The organism is Luteimonas sp. Soil_C_5 (assembly GCF_057656615.1).
The window spans coordinates 751731-775488 of sequence record NZ_JBDGKA010000001.1; the positions used below are offsets into that span (position 1 = coordinate 751731).

Here is a 23758-nt window from a genome sequence, read left to right on the forward strand (position 1 = left end):
GCAGCACGACCGCAAACAGGAGCGACGCAACGCGAGCTGTGGGACGCATGTTCGGACTCTCCATGACGGGGACGCGGGGCCGCGTCGTGTCCGGAGTGTGGGCGCCGGCATGCCATGGCCCGTGAACGCGGGGCGCGATGCGGATGCGTCCGGCTGCGGCATGCGCTGGAGGCAGGCTGCGATGTGGATGCGCCGGAGACCGGCGCCTCCCGTCGCCCGATCGCTGTCGCAGGGCCGCCGCCGACGCGCGCGCCGGCGGCGGAATGCACGCGGGCGGTCAGAACCGGGTCGAGCCCGCATTGAACGCACTGCAGGTGCCGTCGAAGGACTCCAGGCCATCCAGCACCATCCGCCCGCTGCGACGGTCGATCGTCAGGCCGGGCTTGTTGAGTCCGTTGATCCGCAACGCCCCCTGGATGCGCTCGGGGCCGATCACGAGATCGTGGATCGGAAACCAGTTGTCCCGTCCACCGCTGTTGAGCGGCGGCAGCAGGCTTTGCGGCAGACGCACCCGCCCTTCCCCGCCATGGATTTCGACCTGCGCGGTCCCGCCGACCTGGGCGCGGCCGAAAGACGTGTGGTCCCGGTACTCGTGATGCTGGCTGTCCCAGTCGTCATCAGTCCGGCTCTCCAGCTTGTCGCCGGTACCGGCGCAGACCAGATCGAAATCCGTGTTGGATGCCGGGCCAGGCTGGGCCCGGGCGACACTGCCTGCACACACCACGACGGCGAGTCCCACACCACACAAGACGCTGCGCTTCATGATCGTGCCTCGATCGAGTGACTGACGGGACCACGGACACGACAACCGCGCGCCGACGATAGCAAGCTGCCCGCCCCGATCCGTGACCTGGGGCACATCGTCGATCGACCGGATATCCGCGCTGCCATCCGCAGCACACGTGTCAGCTCGCTGCCGCCGGACACGCGTGCAGAACCGCATTGCCTGCGCCGGCGGGCACGCCTAGGATTCAGCAGACAGGACCACTGGGGAAAGCCGCATGCGCGTCGCGCCACGCTGGTGGGTGGGCCTGTTGCCCGTTCTGGTCTATGCCGCCTGGGTGCTGGGCGCTGCCCTGTACCAGGGCATCGACTACCACTTCATCGGTGCGCCCGGAAATCTGCTGCCGGGTCTGATCGTGCCGCTGTCGATCGCGGCCATCGCGCTGGTGGGATTTCTGCGCTGGAGCGGCTGGGCGAAGGCCGTGTTCTTCGAGGCCCGACCGGTGCGGCGGCCGGTGTTCCTCGCGATCCTGCTGCTGATGATGGGCGCCTGCACCTGGCTCTATGCCAGCGCCGCGCCGCTGGCCGCGCTCGATCCGCAGTACCTGGCGATGCTGGCGCTGGCGATGCTGCTGGTGGGCTTCTGCGAAGAGGTGCTCAACCGCGGCGTGCTGCTGTTGGGATTGCGCGGTTCGTGCCGGTCGGAAGTGTGGGTGTGGTTCTGGTCGAGTCTGGTCTTCGGATCGCTGCACGCCATGAACGGCCTGCTCGGTGTCGGCGCAGTCGCGCTGCTGCAGGTCGTGCTGGCGTTCTGCGCCGGCAGCTGTCTCTATCTGCTGCGCCGGCTCACCGGCAGCCTGTTCGTGCCCATCGTCGTCCATGCCGCCTGGGATTTTTCGACCTTCATGCCTGCCGCGGGCCAGGTCGCCAGTCCGGTTGCGGGCATGGCGCTGCTGATGGTCACCTACGTCGTCGGGCTGGTGCTGGTCGCGCTGTTCTTCCGGCATCACGGGACCGAAGCATCCCGTTGATCCATCGCGCGCAATGTCCCCCGTACGCCTGACGCATGCGGCCGTGTGGCTGTCGACCTGACGCTGCAGCTGCGATCCGCACTGCCGCATGCGGCTGCAATCCGATCCGCCGCCCTGGCGATTCGATCTGCAACGCCCATCCGGATCCTGCCGGCGAAACCGCCGGTGCCTGCAGCTGCAATCACGCACGCAGCGCGACGCGGCTGCCGGCGCGGGCGACAATAGGCGTCGGGCCGCAGATCAGCAGCGCCCGTATCCGGCATCCGCTGCCATCGCCTGCCGCCCATCGCCTCGAGTTCCGCAATGACGACACCGCCCGTCCGCCCCGCCCGCGCCGCCGCACCACGCCCGACCGCAAGGCCTGCGCTGCATCCGCGCAACCGGCACCAGGGGCACTACGATTTTCCGCGGCTGCTCAAGTCCAGCCCGGCGCTGGGCGCGCATCTGCTGACCACACCGCGTGGCGACACCAGCATCGATTTCGGCAATCCCGCGTCTGTGCGCGAGCTCAACCGGGCCCTGCTGCGCAGCGATTACGGCATCGCCCATTGGGATCTGCCCGATGGCGCGCTGTGTCCACCGATTCCCGGCCGCGCCGACTATCTGCACGGTCTGGCCGACCTGCTCGCCAGCGCCAGCAGCGAAGGCGCGATTCCGCGCGGCCTGCCGGTGCGCGTGCTCGATGTCGGCATCGGCGCGAGCGCCATCTATCCGCTGCTGGGGCACGCCGAGTATGGCTGGCGCTTCGTCGGCAGCGAGTTCGATGCGACGTCACTGCAGGTCGCGGCCGCCATCATCCACTCGAACCGTCTGGACAAGGCGATCACGCTGCGCCGGCAACCGCGGCGCGGCCAGATCTTCCAGGACGTGGTGCAGGAAGACGACCGCTTCGACCTGACGCTGTGCAATCCGCCCTTCCACGCCTCGGCCAGCGAGGCCACCGGCGCGAACCAGCGCAAGCTGCGCCAGCTCGGCAAGACGCCGTCGGCCCGTACACCTGCACCCGCGCCCAACTTCGGTGGCCATGCCCACGAATTGTGGTGCCCGGGCGGGGAAGCGGAATTCCTGCGCCGGATGGTGCGCGAAAGCGCCGACAACCGGCGCCAGGTGTTGTGGTTCACCAGTCTGGTGGCGCGCGCCGAGCACCTGTCGGGGCTGCGCCGGCAGCTGCGCCAGATCAATGCCATGGACGTGCGCGAAGTGCCGATGGCCCAGGGCCACAAGCAGAGCCGCTTCGTGGCCTGGACGTTCCACGACGCGGCCGCGCGCGACGCCTGGGCTCAGCAGCGCAGGTAACCGGCGGCAGGCGCGCCGCGTCCTGACGCCGGCCACCTATCCACCGGCAAGCGTTTGCACGGTCTGATGGCTTGACGCCCACGCCATGCGTCGCCGCCCGTTGGCCTTCCCGGCGACGGAGCGTCCGCATGACGCGCGACCACAAGGCGATCCTCCTGCAGGCCAGTGTCGCGATCGCCAGCGGCGACATCGAAGTTTGTCCCTAGCACTGCACCGACGACATCCGCTGGACGACGGTCGGCGGCGCGACGGCTAGGCGGCGGTGCGGGCGTGGATGGCCGATGCCTGTGCGCAGTCGCCAGCGTTCGAGGTGCATGCATTGATCGCGGACGGCGCCTTCGTCGTGGCCGTGGGCGAGAGCACCTCGTGCGATGCGGACGGCGCGCCGGTCCGTCAGGCGTATCCCGGTGCCTGGCGCTTCCGTGACGGGCGCATGGCCGGTCTGCAGGCCTTCATGATCTGAGGCCATGACGACCGCGGCACGCCCGGAACGGCATGTTGCCCGCAGACGCCGACGCGGTGCATGCCGACCTCATCCTTACACTGGCGCGATGCCCGACGACCGGAACCCGCAGCCACTGGACCGCACCACCGACGCCACGCCGTCGCTGACGGTGACCGACGACCTCCAGCTGCTGCGCGGCGTGCTCGTGCACGACATCCGCCGCGACGTGCGCCGCCACCTGCGCCCGATGCTTGCCTGGTATCTGCTGTTCACCCTGTTCGCCACGGTGGCGACCGCGCCGCTGACCACCTGGTCGCTGGCGGCGCTGCTGCACTGGATCGAGCGGCCACTGGCGGGCGAGTTCGACGGCATCCTCGGTGCGCTGCTGGCACTGGCCTGGCTGATGCTGGCCGGCGCGTTCGCATGGTTCGTGGTGATGCTGCAGCAGACCGGCATGCTGCTGGTGTCGGCCAGCCACGGCTGCCGGTATCGCACCGCGGCAGCGGCGCTGCTGGGCATGCTGCGCCGCGCGGCGCCACTTGCCGCGGTGGCCGCGCTGCAGGTGCTGGCCCACGCTGTCCTCGCGCTGCCGTGGCTGGCGATCGGCGGCGGGCTGTACTGGGCGCTGCTGGGCGGCTTCAATCCCTATTACGTCGTCGCCGCGCGGCCGACCGCACTGTGGTGGTTCCTGGGCGGGTTCGGGCCGGTGCTCGCGGTGGGCCTGTTCCTGCATGCGACTCTCTATTTCCGCTGGCTGCTGGCCACGCCTGCGCTGGTACTGGAAGGCCTGTCGCCGGTGGCGGCGCTGGCCCGCAGCCGCACGCTCACGCGCGGCCGGCATCTGCGGATCGCAATCCTGGTCGTGGGCGTCGCGCTCACGGTCGCCGCCATGCCCTTGCTGGTGACCGAATTCTACGACCGTGCGGCGACGCCGCTCCTGGACTGGCTGCCCGCGAACCGCTGGCTGGTCAGCGCCGGCATGGTGATCTACCTCACCCTCTACGCCGCCACCGTGCTCGGCACGCTGTTCCTTGGCACCACGCTCAACGCCCTGCTGGTGCGTGCCCTGTTCCATCGTCTGGGCGGCAGCCGCAGCAGCGGGCTTGTGGATGCGCCGCCTGCCCGGCCCGGGCGCTATGTGTGGGCGGCCGAGGCGGCATTGCTGGGGATGGCGCTGGTGCAGGCGACCCTAGCGGTGACCAGCATGAACCTGCGCCACGAGGTCACCGTGACCGCGCATCGCGGCGCCTCGACGGTGGCGCCGGAAAATACGCTCGCCGCATTCGAAGCGGCGATCGCGGCCGGTGCCGACGCGATCGAATTCGACGTCCGCCTGAGCGGCGACGGCGCCGTCATCGTGTTCCACGACAGCGACTTCCGCCGCGTCGCCGGCGATCCGCGCGCGGTCGTGGACACGCCCCTGGCCGCGATGCGCGATGTCGACATCGGCAGTCACTTCGACCCGGTGTTCTCGGGCGAACGTATCGCCACGCTGGCCGAGGCCCTGGTCTTCATCGACCGCCGCGCGTTGTCGCTGGTCGAACTCAAGCCCGATCCGGACAACGCGGAGGCGCTGCTTGCAGCGACCCTGCAGGTCGTCGAGGCGGCGGGCTACCAGGACGCGGTGGTGCTGGCCTCGCTGTCGCCGGATCTCGTCCGCGCCGCGCGCGACGCCGCGCCGCAGGCGCAGCTGGCCCTGTTCGCGAACGCCGCATTGCCGGGCACCGCGCGGCGCACCGATTTCGACATGCTGGGGCTCAACCACGTGCAGGTCAGTGCGTCGGTGGTGGGCCATGCGCGGCGCCATGGCTACCGGCTGCAGGCGTGGACGGTCAACGACCCGGCGCGGATGGCGCGCTACATGGACCTCGGCGTGGACGACATCAGCACCGACGTCCCGGCCGAGGCCGTCCGGGTGCGCGCCGAGCGGGCGGCGTTCAACGATGCCGAGCGGCTGCTGGCGCGGCTGCACAGCTGGTTCCGGCGCTGAGCCGCGCCGCCCACCCGGACGCCTGCCTCTCGCACCTGCACTCTGGCACTCTGGCCGCCGCCGCAGTCCCGCCGCCCCGTCTATTTACGATGAACCCGACCCTGCCCTCGCCTGCCGATGTCCTCGATCTCCTGCCCGACGCGGTCTGCGTCGTCGATGCGGACGGCCGCTACCTGTCGGTGAGCGCGGGTTTCGAACGCATCCTCGGCTACAGGGCGCAGGACGTGATCGGCCGTCAGGCGTTCGAGTTCGTCCATCCCGAGGATCGTGACGCCACCGTGCAGCAGGCAGAGCAGGTGATGGAAGGCTGGATCCAGCGTCACTTCCGCAATCGCTATCTGCATCGCGACGGCCACGTGGTGGACATGCAGTGGTCGGCCCGCTGGCACCCCGCGCACCGCGTGCGCATCGGGGTGGGCCGCGAGGTGACCGAGCTGCGCCGCGTCGAACGCGAACTGGAATACCTCGCCAGCCACGATCCCCTGACCGGACTGCCGAACCGGCATCGTCTCGACCAGGTCCTGCAGCGGACGCTCGCGCGTGCGCAGGCCACGGGCGAGACCTTTGCGGTCCTCTACATCGACCTGGACGGCTTCAAGGCCGTCAACGACATCGCCGGGCACGAGGCCGGCGACCGGCTGCTGCAGGACATCGCCAACCGCCTGCAGCAGGGCCTGCGTCATGGCGATACGGCTGCGCGGATGGGCGGCGACGAGTTCGTGATTCTGCTGCCGGGCTGCCGCGACGCCGCCGCGGCGCGCGCGGTCGCCGACACGCTGCGCGCGCAGTTGCGTCCGGTGCATCTGTTGGCCGGCCAGCCGTTTCAACTGGACGCCAGCGTGGGCATCGCCCGCTTTCCGCAGGACGGCACCGATGCCGCCACCCTGCTCGAACACGCCGACCGCGACATGTACGCCGCGAAGCGGCACGGGAACCGCGATACCGCCGCCTGAGTGCGCGCATGTCGGCGCCACTGCGGCGCGCAGGCCGGATCTCCAGCAGCCGCTAGCGCACCCTGACGAATTCCGCGCGTAGCGTGTCGCCGTCCGGCCGCACGAAGGTCTCGTGCATCCGGTCACCTTCGACGGTCAGCTGCAGCGATTGCCGGGTCCGCACTGCGCCCCCAGTTGGGGAACGTGGCGCCTTCGACCCGGTTGCCGCTGAAGCGCCCCTCGGCGTCGACCGTGTAGGTCCCATAGAACCCGATGCCCGAGGCCATCGCGCGGCGGTTCTCGTCGTCGCTGCCACCACCGCGCACATCGGATGCGAAGCGCGGCGTGTCGCCATCGGTCAGCACCTCGACGAAATGCAGGTCGTCGGTGAAGACCAGCATGCCGCGTGGCCGCGGGCCGTAGGGCTGTACGACGCGGCCCCCGGTTTCGAGCGTGGCGGACACCATGCGCCAGGTACCGGCCACTTCGTTCGGCGTGGCGCCCGCCGTGCCATCTCCACTGGCGAGCGCCATCGCGGGCAGCAGCCACAGTCCCACCAGCCACGGCCTCATGGCCGATCCGCCGACAGGCTCAACGCCTTCTGCGCCTGCAGATCCTCCAGGCGCTGCGAGAGTGCACGCTGGATGTTCTCGAACGCGATGCTGCCCAGCGCGATGCGGCGCCGTGGCTGGGCCGCGTCCGCGACCTGGATCATCGCCGTGGCCGTGCGCGCGGCATCACCGCGCAGATCGAACGCACCCGTGGCGATGGCACGGCGGACGTCGCCGGCCGGGGTGTCGTCGTAGACCTCGAGCGGGACCGCGTGATCCAGCCCACGTCCGAAATCGGTCTCGGTCGGCCCCGGCTCGGCGATCACGATGTCGATGCCGAAGGGCGCGACCTCCTGCGCCACCGAGTCGAGAAATCCTTCGATGCCCCATTTGGTGGCGTGGTACAGGCTGAAATTGGGATAGCTGGTCTGCCCGCCTTCGGACGAGACCTGGAGGATGCGGCCGCCGCCCTGGGCCCGCAGATGCGGCAGTACCGCGCGCACCAGCTGGATCGAGCCGGTCAGATTGGTCGCGATCTGGCGCGCGATCTGGGCATCGCTGACTTCTTCCGCAGCGCCGAACAAGCCGTAGCCGGCACTGCTCACCACGGTATCGATCCGTCCGAACGCGGCGAAGGCCGCATCCACTTCGCGCCGCATCGTGTCCGTGTCGGTGACATCGAACCGTGCGACGCGCAGCCGCTCGCCGGCATCCGGCTGCAGGGCCTCGAACGGTGCGGTGCGACGGCCGCAGGCGACCACCCGATCGCCTCGCGCCAGCAGCGATCGGGTCATCTGCAGGCCAAGGCCGGACGAGGCGCCGGTGATCAACCAGGTCTTCATGTGCGTGTGCTCCGTGGACAGAGCAGACACCGTAGGCGCACATCGGACCTGTGATAAGAATCACCAATACGAACGAGCTGGTGTGGATTTTTCAACAATGGCCGATGTCTCGCTGCCTGATCTACGGGCCTTCGCCGAAGTCGCGCGGCACCGCGGTTTCCAGAAAGCCGCCGATGCGCTGGGCGTCTCGCGTTCGTCGCTCAGCCACGCGCTGAAGAATCTCGAACAGCGCATGGGCGTGCGCCTGCTGCACCGGACCACGCGCAGCGTGGCGCTCACGGAAGATGGCGCGCAACTGCTGCAGCGCCTGACGCCGGTTCTGCAGGCGCTGGACGAGGCGCTGGACAGCGTGAGTCATGGCGAGGACGAAGTGGTCGGCACGCTGCGCATCAACAGCAACCGGGCCGGTGCGTACTGGTTGCTGCGGCACGTCGTCCCGACCTTCCAGCAGCGTCACCCGCGGGTCGCCCTGGACCTCGTCACCGAGGGCGCCCTCGTCGATATCGTCGCCGGCGGCTTCGATGCCGGGGTCAGGCTGGCCGAGGCCGTGCCCGGGGACATGATCGCCGTGCCCTTCGGCGGCGATGTCCGCTTCATCGCGGTCGCCGCGCCTGCGTATGTCGAGGCGGCAGGTGTGCCGGACACCCCCGATGCCTTGATGACGTACCGCTGCATCCGCCAACGCCTGCCCAGCGGCAAGCGCTATCGCTGGGAATTCGAACGCAAGGGCCAGGCGCGTGCGGTCGACGTGTCCGGTGCGATGAGTCTCGACGACCAGGAGCTGATGGTGGCCGCCGCGATCGACGGCCTCGGTATCGCCTTCGTGGCGGAGTTCTTCGCCCGCGAGGCGCTGGACGACGGTCGGCTGGTCGCGCTGCTGGAGGACTGGAGTCCACCCGGACCCGGACTCTGCCTTTACTACGCCAGCTACCGCCAGGTGCCGCCGCCGCTGCGTGCCTTCATCGCGGTCCTGCGCGAGGCGGCGGCGGGGTCCTGAGACCGGCATGCGGGTCCGTTGCCGAGGCGGTCCATCGGAACCACGCGTCAGCAAACGCCATTGCGTGCGTGGTCGGAAGCCCGCGGACACGTGCAGCGATGTCCGCCCCGCTTGCTCCGGTGCGCGCCATCGTCCTGCAGACACCTGCTGACAGGATCGTCCCGCATCAGAGAGTCCCGCAACCGGCCTGCCACGACGGCGCGCGCGCAGACGGTCCGCAACCGCCTGCGAACTCAGTCGTCTTTCGCGAACCGGATCACCAGCCCCGCCCGGTCGTCCGTCGCCCAGATCGCACCGTCGCTGGCGACGGCCAGACCCACCGGCGAGCCCTGCGGACGCAGGCCGCGGCTGAGGCCCCAACCGGGTGTGAGTACCACCGGCGTCGCCGCCGGCGACGCGCCGTACGCGCGAACGCCCTGTCCGTACACCGGGAAGCGTGGATTCGCATCCGGCGTCGGCACGCCCCGCGCGTCGACCGCAAAACTCGCGATGCGACCGCCGACGGAGCGATGGCCATGCCAGGTCATCAGCAGACGGCCCTGCAGCGCGGGAAACATCGCACCGTCGTACCACAGCATGTCCAGCGGCGCGGCGTGTGGCGGCAGCAGCAACGCAGGCGCGGTGTGCGCATCGGAGGCGCACCAGGCGGCCTTGTCGCGCCAGGCGGGCGTGGCGTCCGCCGCATCGGCGCAGTACGGCCAACCGTAATGGCGACCGGCTTCGATGACGTTGAGTTCTTCGAACGGCGACCAGCGACTGTGGAAGTCGTAGCTGTTCTCGCCCTGCAGCACCGTGCCCGACGCATGCACCGCCAGTGCCAGCGAGTTCCGCAGGCCCCGGGCGAACACGGTGTAGTCCGGCGCCCAGCGTCCCTCGCCGTCATGGCGATAGCGGCGCAGGCTTGCCGCGTCCTCGTTCCCTTCGCTCTGCGCGCACAGCCCCGCTGCGGTCCGCGCGTCGGCGCCCCTGCACTGGTCGCTCGGCGCACCCACGTTGACCAGCAGGTCGCCCCCGGGCAGGAACACGAACTTCGACAGCGGATGCCGGTGGGTGTGCAGACGGTTGTCCGGCAGTCCGCCGACCACCGTCTCGATCGTGTCGGCCGGCACCTCGGCATCGGGATCGAAGCGGAAGATGCGGCTCATCTCGCCGACATACACCCGACCGTCCGGACCCCGGGCAATCGCATGCGGCAGATGCAGACCGTCGAGCACGCGCGTCACCTCCACGCTGCCATCGGACGTGGTGCGCAACGTCCACACCGCACCGAGCGCACCTTCCCACGCGCCCAGATCGGTAACCAGCCAGGTCCCGGCATCGACCTGCAGCAGCGAACGCGGCAGGCGCAGCGCGCGCGATGCATCCTGCGTCGTCGGCCCCACCACCAGCCCCGCGCACATGCCGCGCATCGTCTCGATCGCAAGCCGTGGATAGCCGCCGCACGGCGCACCCGCCAGCGCATGTCGCTCACGCGCCTCGGACGACAGGGGCGACAAGCAGAACAGGGTCAGCAGGCAGGCAAGCAATCGAACCATGTCATGGCGTCCGCGATCGGGTGCACATGATGCCGCGAGTCGGGCTGTGACGGCGCACTGCAAGCGGGGTCAAGCCTGTGGAGACGACGCACGCATCCGGCTGCTCGAACCTCCAGCGCCAACGCGTTGCCTTGTCGGACTTCCACCGCGATGCGGCGTGACAGGCAATTACACATCCGGCCGGCGGACAAGACGCTGCGATGAAAGCAACCGCGTGTCTGCCGCGGCGGCCCTGTTGCAGAGCCGCGTCAGCCGTAATGCGTCAGCCGTAAAAATCCACGCCGATGATCTTGCAGACTTCTTCTTCGTTGTAACCGTGGAAACGGCGACCGCGTGTGGTGTGCGTGCGCGCGAACAGCTTGCCGTTCGCGTCCGTGCGCTCGCGCTTTTCCTGCAGCAGCCACTTCGCGTAGTCGTGGGACAGGTTCCGCTCCCGGGTCGGGTCGCGCTTCATTCGGGCCATCGTCTGCATCCTCGCGGTGATCTGCGCGCGCCTCAGGCTGGCGCAGCGGGCGCACAGGATACGCGGCCGGGGGGCCGGTTCCGCAGGACGCCCCGAGGTGTTTGCCGGCGAGCCGCCCGCATGGAACGCCACCACTGCCACGCGGCGATCGGCGGGCCTGCGTCCAGCAGCGGTCCTGTGCACATCGGAGAGGATCGGCCAGCGCGATGGCCGGTTCCGGCACAACGGTGTCGGGACGCTTCCGGCGACGGATCGCCAGGGCAAACCGGGACCGGACCGGCTTCCCGGGGTGCGATCTCCGGGCACGTCCCTCGCGTGGAAGGCGATGGCCTTGCACTCGACGGGCCCACGGATCCGGGCCGCGCGCCCTTGTCCGGCGCCGCATGCCGAAGACGTGGCGGGTTCGGGCAGGTTTTCCCGTGTTTCATGACGTCGCACGGATCAACGCCCGTCGGCATCCCACCCCAGCGCTGGAGTCGCCCGTGTCCCCATCCGATCAACTGGCCCTGCCGGGCACCGCGGCGCTGTCCCGACGCCGCAACGTGTTCTTTCCGGCAATGGCGATCCTCCTGCTGGCCGCGGTTCTCGCGGGATTCTGGAATACGTTCTTCTTCCGCCCGGACGCCAGCGGGCCACTCGCCGTCCATCTGCACATCCACGGCCTGTCGGTGACCGCCTGGTTCGTGCTGTTCGCGGTCCAGAGCCTGCTGGTCGCCAATGGCCGCGTTGCGCTGCACCGTCGGCTGGGCGTGTTGGGTGTCGTGATCGCGGCCGACGTCGTCGTGACCTCCCTGGTCACGCTTGCACAGCTCGTCCCGAGCTGGCGCGCGCAAGGCGTCGATGTCGAGGCGCAACGTCCGCTGCTCAGCCTGATCATCTGGGGCGATCTCGGTGCGCTGACCGCCTACGTCGTGTTCCTCGTCCGCGGTCTGCTGCTCCGCCGGCGCGCCGATGCGCACCGGCGCCTGATGCTGCTGGCGTCGCTGGCGATCATCTCCCCCGCCCTGATCCGCCTGGCCGACCTGCCTGCATTTGCAGATGTCGATGGCGTCCTGATCACGATCGGCGGCCTGCTGGCGCTGGTCATCGTGCTGATGCTCTACGACCTGGTGACGCTGCGGCGCATCCATCGCGAGACGCTGTGGGGCGGCCCCTTCTTCCTCATCGTGCATCTGGCGCCGGCGTTCGTGATTCCGGGCACTGCAGTCGACGCCTGGTTGCTAGGCCTGGTCTGGTAGGCGCGACATCGCTTGCCTCAACCCGCATCTCTCCAACACATCGCGCCGACGTCATTCGATTCAGGCGTCCACCAGTGCCCGACTCCGGCAGGTACCGCAGCAGCGTTGTCGAACATCAGGATCCGGACGCCCGCGCCTCATTGCGGTCGTGGCGCCCCGAACACGGGCCAGGACGTCAAGGGCCTGGGCGCTGCCCGGCCTGCCACCGGGCGGACCACCCGTGCTGCCTGCGATCGGCAACCACGCGTGGATCGAGTTCGACGGTTGGTACGCGCTTCCGATCTGGTCCAGTGCATCCGCGGGATGATATGCACGCGTGTTCGATACGCTCACGACGCCTCCGGCTTCCTCACCGCCATTCCCGCGCCCTCTCACCGTCACTTCCTCACCTCCCACACCGTCATTCCCGCGCAAGCGGGAATCCAGGGACTTTCACGACGACGTTGGAACGCCTGATGAGAGCGCCAAGAGCAATGTCTCTGGATTCCTGCGCCTTCTACCCCGTCATTCCTGCACAAGCGGGATCCAGTGACTTTCACGACGAAGCTCGAAGGCGGATCGGAGCGCCAAGAAAGCAAGCCGTGGATTCCCACGCCTCCCACACCGTCATTCCCGCGCAGGCGGGAATCCAGCGACTTTCGCGACGACGCGGGAAAACCGGAGGAAAGCGCTCGAAGCAACGTCCCTGGATTCCCGCCTGCGCGGGAATGACGGGTTCTGCGGGCTGTCTCCATTGGGGGCGACGCGCCTCGGTTCGTCCGATGGCGCATCCCGTGCCTCGCCCTACATCGGGTTCTACGCGCGCAAACGTCATGACGACCAGCACTACCAACCCCTTACGGTCGCGACGCTATGATCCGCCGACATGGCGGGCACCGTGCCCGGCCACGAACTGAAGGGAATTGCCATGGGTCTCGTACAGGCGGTGTCGGGTGCGGTCAGCGGTGTTCTGGCCGACCAGTGGAAGGACTTCCTGACGGTGCCGACCGGACTGCCGTCGACGGCGGCGCTGTTCGCGGCAGTGCCGCAGGGCACGAACGCCGGACGCGGGTCCAACACGCGCGGTTCGTCGAACATCATCAGCAACGGCTCGAAGATCGTCGTGCCCGAAGGCTACGGCCTGCTGCTGTTCCAGGACGGCGCGATCACCGGCTTCGTCGCCGAGCCGGGCGGTTACGAGTGGCGCTCGGACGACATCAATTCGCAGTCGATCTTCGCCGGCGACGGCATCGTCAGCCCGCTCATCAAGCAGAGCTGGGAACGCTTCAAGTTCGGCGGCCAGCCGGGCGGCCAGCAGGCGGCGTTCTTCGTCTCGCTGAAGGAGCTGCCGGACAACCGCTTCGGCACGCAGTCGGAGATCTACTGGGACGACGGCTTCCTCGGCACGCAGGTCGGCGCGCTGACGCGTGGTTCCTACACGCTGAAGATCGTCGACCCGATCCTGTTCGTGAAGAATTTCGTGCCAGCGAGCTACCTCGCAACGGGCCAGGTGTTCGATTTCACCGACATCGACAACGCGGCGGCCAGCCAGCTGTTCAATGAAGTCGTGAGCTCGCTCGCGCCGGCCTTCAGCCTGTACACGAACGATCCGGGCAAGGGCAATCGCATCACCAGGCTGCAGCAGGATTCGCTGGGCTTCGCGCAGAGCCTGTCGGCGGCCGTCGAACAGGGCTACCAGTGGAAGTCCGACCGGGGCCTGGCCATCGTCAAGACGGCCATCGTCTCGATCGAGTACGACGCCAATACCCGCGAACTGCTCAAGACCGTGCAGCGCGCCGACGCGCTCGCCGGCTCGCGCGGCAATTCCAACCTGCAGGCGAGCGTCGCCCAGGGCATGCAGTCGGCCGGCGAACACAGCGGCGCAGCGGGTCTCGTGGGCCTGGGCATGGCGTCCGGCATGGCCGGCGGCATCGGCAGCCTGCAGCAACCGGCCACGCCCGCCGCGCCCGCGGCGGACGATCCGGTGGCCAAGCTCAAGAAGGCCAAGGAGATGCTCGACCTCGGCCTGATCACCCAGGACGACTACGACGCGCTCAAGGCCAAGGCGCTCGGCCTGTAAGCCGCCCGACGCATCGCGCCCATGTCCGACACCAAGTTGCCGCCGCCGTTGCCGGCGCGTCCCGTCGACGGCCCGGGTTCGCCGCGTGACGTGCCGCCGTTGCCGGGCACGTTGCCGGTCGATCCGGCCACGCTGCCCGGCCCGATCCGCGACGAGCTCGAAGCGCCCGATCCGCTGGCGATCGACACGTCCGCAGACGAACTGAAGGACGGCCTCAACCGCTGTCCGAAATGCGGCGCGACCGACATCCGCCAGCGCGCCGGTACCGACATCCTCGTGTGCCTGTACTGCCGCAATGAGTGGCACGGCGAGCGCGTCGAGGAAGCCTTCGGCTTCGGCGAGGGCATCGCCGATCTGCGCGGCACCGTCGTCGCATCCGGCGCACGCGACATCGCCGCCGATGCCGCCAGCCTGATGACCTTCAAATGCGCCGGCTGCGGTGCGGAAGTGACGGTCAACACCGAAAGCACGATGACGGCGCGCTGCCACTGGTGCCGCCACGTGTTCGGCGTCAACGAGCAGATCGCCAACGGCGCCGTGCCCGATGCGGTGCTGCCGTTCCACATCCGCAAGGACGACGCCGTCGCGCGCATCCGCCAGTTTGTCGACAAGCGGCGGCTGTTCGCGCTCAAGGCGTTCAAGGACGAATTCACGCCCGAGAATGTGGTCGGTGTCTACCTGCCCTACATGATCGTCGACGGCAGCGCGAGCGCGTCGGTGGCCGGCAAGGGCGAGATCAAGACGCGCGAGTACACGCGCGGCACGGACAACAACAAGAAGACCTACTACGACGCAGACGTCTACCAGGTCGAGCGCCATGTCGAGTTCACCGTCGACGACCTGCCGCTGGAATCGTCCACCGAGCGCGGCAACCTGGACGTCAAGGTCAACACCAACAACATCATCAATACGATCCTGCCGTTCGACACCAAGAACGCGGTGAAGTGGAACGCGTCCTACCTCCACGGGTTCACGTCCGAGAAGCGCAATACCAACGTCCAGCACCTGCAGCCGCGCCTGGAAGACCAGCTGCTGTCGATCGCGCGCGCGCAGGTCGAAAGTTCGACCCGTCGCTACGACCGCGGTGTGCGCTGGGAACGGGAACAACTGGACGTGCACGGCACGCGCTGGGCCTCGATGTACCTGCCGGTCTGGCTGTATTCGTATCACCAGCCGGGAAAGAACGGCGGGCTGCTGCACTACATCGCGGTCAACGGCCGCACTGGCGAAACCATGGGCAGCGTGCCCGTGCAGCAGTGGAAACTGCTGCTGGCCGCGCTGACCGTCGGCACCGTTCTCGAGGGCATCGCGATCATGATTCTGGTGGGCATGTCATGAGCGACGACAGTGGACTGTGGCTGCTGCTCGCCGGCCCCGCCGGCGCGACCGCGCTGTACTGGGCGCTGTACCGGTTCTACCGCAACACCGACAAGTCGCATGCCTTCGAGCGCGAGACCAGCCTCGATGCCAAGCCGGTGACCGGCAGCGACACGAAGGTCGGCACCATCACCGGCACGCAGGCGACGCGTATCCAGGGCGACAACGTGGGGGCGTATCGCATGCGGGTCCAGCGCGTGGCGGGCAACGCCGCAACAACGCCACTGGAAGCGGACGACGATCGCGACCGATAAGGGGTTCGCGCCGGTGGCGCGAGGCGGACGTCAGGATTGCAGGTTGCTTGCATCGCTTTACGCCGGGACGTGCGATGCCGCTGCGCCGCCGTTGCGGCGCCGGGTTCGCGACGTGTCTGCCGACTCGGCAGCACAACCGTAATCGCCTGTCTTCGCGCCAGCGTTGAAATCCGATCGACCCACCGCGTCTCCACCAGCGGGTTCGAAGGTCAACTTGCGGCTGGCGCCTCTGTTGCGCCCGTTGCAGGCGCTGGACCGGACGGCGTCGATTCGTCCGCATCCGCGGCCACTTCGCCGTCCTCGTCCTTCGCCGCCGCCATCGCTTCGGGCTCGAGTTCTTCCACGCTGCGATTGAGCCGCAGGAACACGCCCCAGCCCACCAGCAGCAGGGCGGCGGTCGCGCCGATCGCCGCGGCATACGGCAGTTGCTCGGGCGCCTCGTGCAGCAGGCGGAACACGGCCACCAGCGTCTCGATCGACAAGGCCACCACCAGCACCACCATGAAGCGCGACAGGAAGCGGCGCACCCGCGTCGGCCCGCTGATCTTGACCTCCCGGCGGACCTCTTCCTCGAAGACCGTCTGCGCCAGCTCGAACGACACCAGTGCGATGGTCACGATGCCGATGGCATCCAGCACGGCGTCGAAGCGCGCGCGGACATCCACCGACTGGCCTGGCGCGAGGCCCTGCCACAACTCCAGACCGGCCAGCCAGACCAGGGCCGTCCCGGCGCAGAAGAACAGGGCGATCACGGCAAGGTAGCCGGCAGCGAAAAGGCGTTCGATCAGGCGCGTCATGGGCGGCCACTCTCGTCGCAGGGCAGCGCGGCCGGTGTGAAGAAGATCCAGGCACTGCGGCGTGCGGCCCCAGGCCAGAGCGGTAGACGCGCGGCGTGCGGAAATCCGACCGGGTCGAGACCGGATGCAGCCCGCGCCCAGACTCGCTTCAGGGCCTCGGAGAGGCCGCGCACATCCTTCGGAAGCACCTGCGAAACCGGCGCACGCGCCTTGCCCGGGCATCGCACCGAGTCGAATCGGTCGTGCAGAAGCGCACTTTCGGTGTCACGCGGACTCCCCCCCGCGCCGCCCGCCCCAGACCTCGGCGCCCGCCTTGCAGTAGCGCTCGATGAAGACCTGCTGCGTCGGCATGCGCGCAACGCTGCGCTCGATCGGCTCGCGGATGCCGCGCAACAGCTGACGCAGATCCTCGTCGCCCAGCGCACGAGTCAGCGGATGGTGCTGCTGCGGTGTGATGCCCTGCCCCAACAGCACGTGCGTCCACGAATCGACGCGGAACAGTTCGTCCGCACCCTGCCAGGCATGCGCGCGGTCGCGCCATGCGCGCAGGCGCAGATCCAGCGAGGGCGGCAATTCCATCTCGCGGCAGGCCACCCACAGCGGTTCGTCGCGTCGGGTGGCGTGGTAGTGCAGGACGATGAAATCCCGCACGTGTTCCATTTCGGCGCGGCTGACGTCGTTGAAGATGTCCACCAGCGCCGGCGAGATGCCCTCGAACGGGAACAGCTGGATCAGGCGCACGACGGCGCTGATCGTCAGATGCAGGCTCGTCGATTCCAACGGCTCGATGAAACCGCTGGCCAGCCCCAGCGACACGACGTTGCCGTTCCACGCCTTGCGTCGGCGACCGGTGCGGAACGGGACCAGCCAGGGATCCTTCAGCGGCGGGGCGCCGACGTCGCGCAGCAACTTCGCATGCGCCTCGTCGTCGGACATGTACCGGCTGGAGAACACCAGACCGCAGCCCACGCGGTGCTGCAGCGGAATGTGCCAGCGCCAGCCCGCCTCGTGCGCGATGGCGCGCGTGTAGGGCACGGGCGGGCCCACCGGCTCGGTCTGCACGGCGACCGCGCGATCGCTCGGCAGCCAGTGGCTCCAGTCCTCATAGCCCGTCTGCAGGGTCTGCTCGATCAGCAGCCCGCGGAAGCCGGTGCAATCGATGAACAGGTCGCCCTCGATACGTTGGCCGTCTTCCAGCACCAGGGCGTCGACATCGCCGCTGTGCGCATGGCGCGTGACCTCGCGGATCTTGCCTTCGACGCGGACCAGGCCATGGCGCTCGGCGATGCGTCGCAGGAATTTCGCGTACAGGCCGGCGTCGAGGTGATAGGCGTAATTGACCGGCGGGTCGGTGCCCAGCGAGAACCGGTCGTCCCGTGACGCGACCGTCTCGAGGCAGAAATCGCCGAGTTCCGACGCCATGCCGCGACGCCGGCTCTCCAGCCAGAAATGATGGAAGCCAGCCGCCAGCGTGCCCTGGCCGGTGAAGCCGAAGGGATGGATGTAGCGATCGCCGGGCCGGCGCCAGTGCTCGAACGAGATCGACAGCTTGAACGTGCCGGCGACTTCCCGCAGGAATTCCTGCTCGTCGATCTGCAGGAAGCGGTGGAAGGTGCGGATCGGCGGCACCGTCGATTCGCCCACGCCGACGGTGCCGATCTGCTCCGACTCCACCAGCGTGATGTCCAGCCGGTCGCGGAACTGGTGCGCCAGCGCGCAGGCGGCCAGCCAGCCCGCCGTGCCGCCGCCGGCGATCACCACCTTGCGGATCCGATCCGGTGTCGCCTGTGCTGTGTCCACGTCGTCTGCTCCCTGCCCGCTCACCGGTTCAACCAGCCGATCAACATCGCGCGGATGCGACGCGCCCGCGTGTCGTCGATCGGTCCCAGCACGTCGCGCGCCTGCTCGGGCACGTGCGCACCGGCGCGCGCCTTCGGGCCGAAGACGTAGTAATCGAACACGTGCGACCAGGCCTGCTTGTCGCGTTCGGGCAGATCCCGCACAGCCCACAGCGCGTGATAGAGCGCCGCGACCGGCGTCGGCAAAAACGCCGGGGCACTGCGCCACCAGTAGTTCACCAGCACGTTGAAGGGTTCGAGGCTGCGCACGTGATGCCACCACATGCCGGGAATGAAGACCGCATCGCCCGGCGCCAACAGTGCGGTCTGCGCGGTTGCCAGTGCATCGCGGAAGCGCGGATAACGCGCGTGGTCCGGCTGGTCGAAATCGACCAGGCTGACGGCCTGCCCGCCGGGTGTTGGATCCAGCGGGCCCGGGTAGAGGTTTCCGATCTGGTCGGGCGGGAACACCGTGAACTGCCGCCGGCCCACGGCGCAGACGGCCAGATTGTCGGGCGCATCGTAGTGGCAGGAGGCAATGACGCGATTGCCGATCCAGATGCTCGGCGGCGCCTGGACCCCGTGATCGGCGAGGCGCAGATCGTTGTCCTGCGCGAAACCCGGCAACGCGCCCGCGATGGGCAACGAGGCGACGTACCAGGTCGGCGGTTGCGCATCGTCGAGGTGTTGTGCGATCGCATCGAGCACCTCGCCCAGGCCGCCGCGCCGGACCTCGAAATTCAGGTCGCTGAAATCGTCGGTGTAGAACGGACGCCCGCCGATCGCCGGCGCGCCATACGAGTACGGCACCGGGCGCCCGGCATCGAAGCCACGCAGGTACGACATTGCCGAAGCGGCGGAGGCGAGACCCGCCTGCACCAGCCCCCAGTTGGCTGCCACGCCCCTGAGCAACGCGGGCTGGCCTTCGGACAGCAGGGCGTCCAGCGGCAAGGCACCTGCCGTGCAGTCCAGCACACGCATCGACGCTGTCATCGGCTCAGCGCCCGTCGGCGGACATCGCCGCATCCTGCTCGCGCAGGCGGCGCTGCTTTTCGGCCATGAGGCGGCGCACGTTGTGCAGCGACGCCAACACGAGATACGCCCCTTCCAGATAGCCCGCGCGGTTCAGACGTTCGAGCGCATCGCCGTCCAGCGCTGCCAGCCGGTCGCGATCGATGCCGTACAGACCGCTGACATCGACGCGATGGCGATCGTCCAGATCCACGGCCAGCGTGACCGGCTGGATCAGGCCGAGTGCATCGAAGGCCGCGAACATGTCCGCGCCGAACGCGCTGCCGTCGCGGATGCCGCGCAGGATGCCGGCGACGTGATCGAGATAGGGACTGTTGCCGCCCTGCGGCAGGAAGACCGGTTCGCCGTCGGTCCCGCGCACGCGCGGATGGTCGAGGTCGACGTGGATCACAGGCTCCTGCCGGAGTTCGCCGTCGATGCGTTGTTCCTGGAAGCCGATGAGGAACGGCCCCTTCGCCGCGGCGCCCGGCAGATAGGTCGCGTTCCAGCGACCATCGCGCAGGAACAGGTTCTCGCGCTGCTCGAATCCCAGCAATGCCACCGTGCCCCACTGCCCGGCCTCGTCCTTGCGGAAGAAGATCGGGTACTCGCGCTGCAGCTCGGCGTACTCGCTGGGAAAGGCCGGCACCATGCCGACGTCATCGCCGAAGTGCGGGCCGAAGCCGGTGGCGACGCGCAGATCCATGTGCGCCACGTTGTTGAGCAGTGCGTAACGGGCCATCGCCTCTCCCAGCTGTGGCGTCGTGATGCGAAATGCGCGTGCAGACCTCCGGATACTAACGCCCGCACGCACCAGCGGGACCGTCGCCGCGCATCGCCTCGAACGCGACCGGCACAGGCCGCTGCGTCTGCAGCGACCCTGCCGGGAAACGCCTCCACATGGAGACCTTGCCTACGTCAGAACCGGTAGCGCGCGCCCAGCATGTAGCGCGGGCTCTGGTCGGCCAGTTTCATGATCTGCTGGTCGGTGCGTGCGTGCCAGCGCACGTCCTCGCCGGTCAGGTTGATCGCCTCCAGGCCGAACGACCAGTGGTCGTTGAGCGCGTAGTTCACGCTGAGATCCCACTGGTCGTAGGCTTCCACGTAATAGGGATTCCGGCTGGTGCCCTGGTTGGCGAGGATCAGATACTCGTCGCGCCAGTTCCAGGCCAGGCGCACCGACCAGCCGTACTTCTCGTACATGAACATGACATTGGCCGTGTCGCTCAGGCCCGTCAGCGAGAACTGGTCGATCCCCGGATCGCCGCCATTGTCGTAGCCGATATCACCCTGCACGACCGTGTAGTTCGCCAGCACGCCGAAGCCGCTTTCGCCGAAGAAGTACTGGCCACCCAGCTCCCAGCCATGCAGCTTGGCCTCGTTCTGGTTGATCGGCCGGTTGACGTTGAACTGGTAGAGCGGATCGTTGGCCTGACCGTACAGGTCGTAGGCCGCTTCGGCCGCCAGCGCCTGTGCGCCGCTGCCATCGAACGCGCCGAGGCCGCCCGGATCATTGCGCAACAGCGCCAGCGCGGTGAACAGCGAGGTGTCGTTGCCGGAACACGCAGCTGCGTTGGCGGGTCCCACCTGCGCCCGGCACGCCGCGCTCTGCAGGAAGGCTAGTGCGGCCTGGGCATCGGGACCCGACGTGGGATCGGTCAAACCGTACAGCGGCTCCTGGGTCACGGTGTTGCCGACGAAATTGCCGACCGACTTGTTCCAGTACGTCACCGACACATAGCTCGCATCCGCGAAATACCATTCGAGCGCGAGGTCGAGGTTGTCCGATTCGAGCGGCTTGAGGCTCGGATTCTGCGAGTTGCCGCTGGCGCGGCTGGACGGATCCAGCAACACCGAACCGAAGGGCTGCTGTGCACCCGGACCCGCATAGAGGTTGCCGTAGGGCACGCGCGCGATGCTCTTGCCGAACGACGCGCGACCTTTCAGCTGCTCGGTGAAGTCAATACTGAAATCCAGGTTCGGCAGGATGTAGCTGTAGCTGGCGCGCTCGCTGAAAGGCTCCAGCTCGTCCGACAGCACGATCCGGAAATCGTTATTGGACTGCCACTCGATCGCTTCCGGAATCGCGATCACCGAGGTCGAGATGACGTCCGTGGTCTCGTAGCGCACGCCGATCCGGGTGTTGGTGCGCATGCCGCCGAGTTCCCCCTCGAGCGACACCTGCATGTACGCCGAGTTGGTCTTTTCCTCGACCCGGTTGTCGGCCGCGTACTGCGGGCTGACGCCCAGACCCACCCCGTACTGGCTGGCCGCCCACTGCGCCAGCACACCGGCATCGCCCCGCCACCCGGTCCACGTGTTGACGCTGTAGTCGTCGAACAGCCCGCCCACATCGATCGGTTGCAGCAGATCCATCAAGCCGCCCGCCACATCGGAATCGACGTTCGCCACGCTCCAGTCGCCGAGTGTGGAATAGGCCTCGGCCGCCTGCAGGCGATGCGTGGTGGATTTATTGCTGTCCACGCCGAACTGGAAGCGCCCCTGATCGAAACTCCATTCACCGTCGATGCGGGCCTGCTTGATCTCGCTGATCTGGGTCTGCGCATTGACACGCAGGACCTGCGAGCCGATCTCGCCGGCGACGAAGCCCGGGTTCACCACACCGTTGGTGCCCGCAACCGCATCGGCGGCCGTGGGGTACCAGGTCTGGGTGCCCACCGGCAGGCTGTTGTTGAAGAATAGTTCCTGCACCCAGGAGCCGCCGCAATGCGGGCCGGTCGTGCAGTTGTTGGTGCCGGCGATGCTCGCGAAGATCGAGCCGCCGCCGGTCAGCGGATCGTTGGGCCTGCTCTCGGTCTTGGAGTTGTGCGCGTCGAAGCTGAGGCGGAGATCGCTGCTCACGTCCCATACCGCATTGAAGCCGAGCGAGCCCAGCTTGTACTCCTGCATGTTGCGCTGCTGCTCCAGACCGAAATCCTTGGTGCCGGCGATCTCGCGGATGTACACCGGTGTGGCCACGGCACCGGACGTGTCGAACTCGACGTTGGTGTAGTCGCTGTTCTGCAGCCACATCGCCCGCTCACCGCGGTTCTCGGTGATTTCGTTGGTCGAATAGGTGTAGTCGAGGGTCAGCGTGACCGCGTCGGTCGGCGCGAACTGCACGACGGCCTGGCCGTTGACGCGTTCGCGCTCGAACTCGGCGAAGGCGTAGCGCAGATCGTTGGGACGCGCGTAGAGCTCGCCCACCGCGGGCGCGTTGATCACGGCCGGATCACCCGGCAACGTGCCCGTCCACGGCTGCACGTTCCAGTAGTTCTCGGTGGCCTGCACCGAACCGCCCTTGCGCTTCTGGTAGCTGGCGCTCAGGCCGACGCCGAAGGTCTTGTCGGGATTGGTGAAGCTGAAAATGCCGGACAGCTCGGGCGTCAGATCGTTGTCGAAGATCTGGCTGCGATCGGAGACGACCTTCGCGCCGGCGCTGGCGACGATGCCCGAATGGTTGAACGGCCGGTCGGTGAGGATGTTGATGGTGGCGCCGATGCCGCCGCTGGGCACATGCGCCTGGCTGGTCTTGTAGACCTCGATCCCGCTGATGGATTCCGCCGCCAGCTGCGCGAAGTTGAACGCGCGCGTGCCGCCGTCCACGCCGCCGATGGCGACCTGTCCCGCCGCGCCGAAGGCATCGGCGCCGGGCACCTGGCGTCCGTTGAGCGTGACCATGTTGAACTGCGGGCCGAAGCCGCGTGCGGTGACCTGCGCGCCTTCGCCGTCGCGGCGTTCGATCGAAATACCGGTGATGCGCTGCAGCGATTCGGCGAGGTTGGTATCCGGAAACTTGCCGATGTCTTCGGCGCTGATCGCGTCGACCACGCCGGCCGCTTCGCGTTTGGTTTCCATCGCCTGGTTGAGGCTGCTGCGGATACCGGTCACGACCACCGCGTCGAGTGTCGTGGCGTCCTCCTGAGCGGACTGTCCAGGGGCGCTCTGCGCGGTCTGCACCGGCGAGCGCAGCTGGGGCTCCTGCGCGAATGCGGGGTTGATGATCAGCACACCCCCGACGAAGGTGAACATTGCGGTCGACCTGAAACGCTTGAACTTCGAATTCATTGACCCGTCCTCAGCACCGAGATTTCGAACGACCGTGAGCAGGCTGCTCCGGCACGTAACTCACGCATCACCCTTCGTCCAGACACCGGTCCGAAGTGGCCAAAACGGAAATCTGTCCCGCACGTGCGTTGTTGAAGCAACGAGTCGTCGTTCGCTGTAGGGCCGGCGCGTCGCGGCGCCCCCTCGTGTACTGACATCGGTCCTGGCGAACGTGCCTTCGTCGCACTGCGCCACGCCCGACGATCCACCGTCACACGCAGCCTGTTCGAGCCCACACATCCCATTGCCGCAGTAGCCGACCTGATAGCGCT

At 68.2% G+C, this 23758-nt stretch carries 19 protein-coding genes and 1 pseudogene; 10 read left to right on the forward strand and 10 right to left on the reverse strand.

Annotated features, from left to right (window positions below; genetic code table 11):
* Positions 1-277: 277 nt before the first annotated feature.
* A complete protein-coding gene (locus AC3A5K_RS03700) occupies positions 278-859 on the reverse strand; it encodes a hypothetical protein (RefSeq protein ID WP_487616144.1) in 582 nt (193 codons plus the stop codon).
* 142 nt (positions 860-1001) lie between these two features.
* Between AC3A5K_RS03700 and AC3A5K_RS03705 the strand changes: the two genes are divergently transcribed.
* The 5 genes from AC3A5K_RS03705 (at position 1002) to AC3A5K_RS03725 (ending at position 6438) form a co-directional block, all read left to right on the forward strand.
* Positions 1002-1754, forward strand: coding sequence for a CPBP family intramembrane glutamic endopeptidase (locus AC3A5K_RS03705; protein ID WP_487616145.1), 753 nt, complete (start codon positions 1002-1004; stop codon positions 1752-1754).
* A gap of 303 nt (positions 1755-2057) precedes the next feature.
* A complete protein-coding gene (gene rlmF, locus AC3A5K_RS03710) occupies positions 2058-3050 on the forward strand; it encodes a 23S rRNA (adenine(1618)-N(6))-methyltransferase RlmF (protein ID WP_487616146.1) in 993 nt (330 codons plus the stop codon).
* Positions 3051-3312: 262 nt separating this feature from the next.
* Positions 3313-3513 carry a nuclear transport factor 2 family protein gene (locus tag AC3A5K_RS03715; protein WP_487616147.1) on the forward strand — a complete coding sequence of 67 codons (201 nt, stop codon included), beginning with the start codon at positions 3313-3315 and terminating at the stop codon, positions 3511-3513.
* An 88-nt stretch (positions 3514-3601) separates the two neighbouring features.
* On the forward strand, positions 3602-5485 hold the full coding sequence (locus AC3A5K_RS03720; protein WP_487616148.1) for a glycerophosphodiester phosphodiesterase: 1884 nt from the start codon (positions 3602-3604) through the stop codon (positions 5483-5485).
* An 89-nt stretch (positions 5486-5574) separates the two neighbouring features.
* A complete protein-coding gene (locus tag AC3A5K_RS03725; RefSeq protein WP_487616149.1) occupies positions 5575-6438 on the forward strand; it encodes a diguanylate cyclase domain-containing protein in 864 nt (287 codons plus the stop codon).
* A gap of 122 nt (positions 6439-6560) precedes the next feature.
* Here the strand turns inward: AC3A5K_RS03725 and AC3A5K_RS03730 are convergent, their stop codons facing one another.
* Both AC3A5K_RS03730 and AC3A5K_RS03735 read right to left on the reverse strand, forming a co-directional pair.
* Positions 6561-6989 (reverse strand): lipocalin-like domain-containing protein, encoded by a 429-nt coding sequence (locus AC3A5K_RS03730; RefSeq protein WP_487616150.1) that lies wholly within the window; start codon positions 6987-6989, stop codon positions 6561-6563.
* Positions 6986-7810: an SDR family oxidoreductase gene (locus AC3A5K_RS03735; RefSeq protein WP_487616151.1), complete on the reverse strand. Its 825-nt coding sequence runs from the start codon at positions 7808-7810 to the stop codon at positions 6986-6988. The genes AC3A5K_RS03730 and AC3A5K_RS03735 overlap by 4 nt, the downstream gene beginning before the upstream one ends.
* A gap of 97 nt (positions 7811-7907) precedes the next feature.
* Here AC3A5K_RS03735 and AC3A5K_RS03740 point away from each other — a divergent pair, with 97 nt between their 5' ends.
* Positions 7908-8807, forward strand: coding sequence for a LysR family transcriptional regulator (locus tag AC3A5K_RS03740; protein ID WP_487616152.1), 900 nt, complete (start codon positions 7908-7910; stop codon positions 8805-8807).
* Between the two features lie 233 nt (positions 8808-9040).
* Here AC3A5K_RS03740 and AC3A5K_RS03745 read toward each other — a convergent pair whose 3' ends face one another.
* Together AC3A5K_RS03745 and AC3A5K_RS03750 are read right to left on the reverse strand one after the other, a co-directional pair.
* Positions 9041-10342, reverse strand: coding sequence for a PQQ-dependent sugar dehydrogenase (locus tag AC3A5K_RS03745; protein WP_487616153.1), 1302 nt, complete (start codon positions 10340-10342; stop codon positions 9041-9043).
* Positions 10343-10604: 262 nt separating this feature from the next.
* Positions 10605-10946, reverse strand: coding sequence for a hypothetical protein (locus tag AC3A5K_RS03750; RefSeq protein WP_487616154.1), 342 nt, complete (start codon positions 10944-10946; stop codon positions 10605-10607).
* 341 nt (positions 10947-11287) lie between these two features.
* Here AC3A5K_RS03750 and AC3A5K_RS03755 point away from each other — a divergent pair, with 341 nt between their 5' ends.
* The 4 genes from AC3A5K_RS03755 to AC3A5K_RS03770 all read left to right on the forward strand — a co-directional run bounded on the left by AC3A5K_RS03755 (position 11288) and on the right by AC3A5K_RS03770 (position 15733).
* Positions 11288-12043, forward strand: coding sequence for a hypothetical protein (locus AC3A5K_RS03755; protein ID WP_487616155.1), 756 nt, complete (start codon positions 11288-11290; stop codon positions 12041-12043).
* 907 nt (positions 12044-12950) lie between these two features.
* The gene (locus AC3A5K_RS03760) at positions 12951-14102 is read left to right on the forward strand and encodes an SPFH domain-containing protein (protein ID WP_487616156.1); all 1152 of its coding nucleotides are present in this window, start codon (positions 12951-12953) and stop codon (positions 14100-14102) included.
* Positions 14103-14123: 21 nt separating this feature from the next.
* A complete protein-coding gene (locus AC3A5K_RS03765) occupies positions 14124-15440 on the forward strand; it encodes a TFIIB-type zinc ribbon-containing protein (protein WP_487616157.1) in 1317 nt (438 codons plus the stop codon).
* Positions 15437-15733 (forward strand): hypothetical protein, encoded by a 297-nt coding sequence (locus tag AC3A5K_RS03770; protein ID WP_487616158.1) that lies wholly within the window; start codon positions 15437-15439, stop codon positions 15731-15733. The genes AC3A5K_RS03765 and AC3A5K_RS03770 overlap by 4 nt, the downstream gene beginning before the upstream one ends.
* A 287-nt stretch (positions 15734-16020) precedes the next feature.
* Here the strand turns inward: AC3A5K_RS03770 and AC3A5K_RS03775 are convergent.
* The 5 genes and pseudogenes from AC3A5K_RS03775 to AC3A5K_RS03795 all read right to left on the reverse strand — a co-directional run.
* Positions 16021-16530, reverse strand: a pseudogene (locus AC3A5K_RS03775) (hypothetical protein); the annotation flags it as partial.
* A gap of 264 nt (positions 16531-16794) precedes the next feature.
* A complete protein-coding gene (locus tag AC3A5K_RS03780) occupies positions 16795-18330 on the reverse strand; it encodes a tryptophan halogenase family protein (RefSeq protein ID WP_487616159.1) in 1536 nt (511 codons plus the stop codon).
* 20 nt (positions 18331-18350) lie between these two features.
* Positions 18351-19361 carry a cupin-like domain-containing protein gene (locus AC3A5K_RS03785; RefSeq protein ID WP_487616160.1) on the reverse strand — a complete coding sequence of 337 codons (1011 nt, stop codon included), beginning with the start codon at positions 19359-19361 and terminating at the stop codon, positions 18351-18353.
* Positions 19362-19365: 4 nt separating this feature from the next.
* Positions 19366-20121: a SapC family protein gene (locus tag AC3A5K_RS03790; protein WP_487616161.1), complete on the reverse strand. Its 756-nt coding sequence runs from the start codon at positions 20119-20121 to the stop codon at positions 19366-19368.
* A 176-nt stretch (positions 20122-20297) separates the two neighbouring features.
* Positions 20298-23411: a TonB-dependent receptor gene (locus AC3A5K_RS03795; protein WP_487616162.1), complete on the reverse strand. Its 3114-nt coding sequence runs from the start codon at positions 23409-23411 to the stop codon at positions 20298-20300.
* Between the last annotated feature and the right edge of the window lie 347 nt (positions 23412-23758).

Bases quoted from the DNA above. Each gene is read 5' to 3' on its own strand.
- AC3A5K_RS03770 (WP_487616158.1), top strand. From the start codon at position 15,437: ATGAGCGACGACAGTGGACTGTGGCTGCTGCTCGCCGGCCCCGCCGGC.
- AC3A5K_RS03785 (WP_487616160.1), bottom strand. From the start codon at position 19,361: ATGACAGCGTCGATGCGTGTGCTGGACTGCACGGCAGGTGCCTTGCCG.
- AC3A5K_RS03790 (WP_487616161.1), bottom strand. From the start codon at position 20,121: ATGGCCCGTTACGCACTGCTCAACAACGTGGCGCACATGGATCTGCGC.
- AC3A5K_RS03705 (WP_487616145.1), top strand. From the start codon at position 1,002: ATGCGCGTCGCGCCACGCTGGTGGGTGGGCCTGTTGCCCGTTCTGGTC.
- AC3A5K_RS03795 (WP_487616162.1), bottom strand. From the start codon at position 23,411: ATGTTCACCTTCGTCGGGGGTGTGCTGATCATCAACCCCGCATTCGCG.
- AC3A5K_RS03730 (WP_487616150.1), bottom strand. From the start codon at position 6,989: ATGAGGCCGTGGCTGGTGGGACTGTGGCTGCTGCCCGCGATGGCGCTC.
- AC3A5K_RS03740 (WP_487616152.1), top strand. From the start codon at position 7,908: ATGGCCGATGTCTCGCTGCCTGATCTACGGGCCTTCGCCGAAGTCGCG.
- AC3A5K_RS03720 (WP_487616148.1), top strand. From the start codon at position 3,602: ATGCCCGACGACCGGAACCCGCAGCCACTGGACCGCACCACCGACGCC.
- AC3A5K_RS03725 (WP_487616149.1), top strand. From the start codon at position 5,575: ATGAACCCGACCCTGCCCTCGCCTGCCGATGTCCTCGATCTCCTGCCC.
- rlmF (WP_487616146.1), top strand. From the start codon at position 2,058: ATGACGACACCGCCCGTCCGCCCCGCCCGCGCCGCCGCACCACGCCCG.
- AC3A5K_RS03760 (WP_487616156.1), top strand. From the start codon at position 12,951: ATGGGTCTCGTACAGGCGGTGTCGGGTGCGGTCAGCGGTGTTCTGGCC.
- AC3A5K_RS03735 (WP_487616151.1), bottom strand. From the start codon at position 7,810: ATGAAGACCTGGTTGATCACCGGCGCCTCGTCCGGCCTTGGCCTGCAG.
- AC3A5K_RS03765 (WP_487616157.1), top strand. From the start codon at position 14,124: ATGTCCGACACCAAGTTGCCGCCGCCGTTGCCGGCGCGTCCCGTCGAC.
- AC3A5K_RS03745 (WP_487616153.1), bottom strand. From the start codon at position 10,342: ATGGTTCGATTGCTTGCCTGCCTGCTGACCCTGTTCTGCTTGTCGCCC.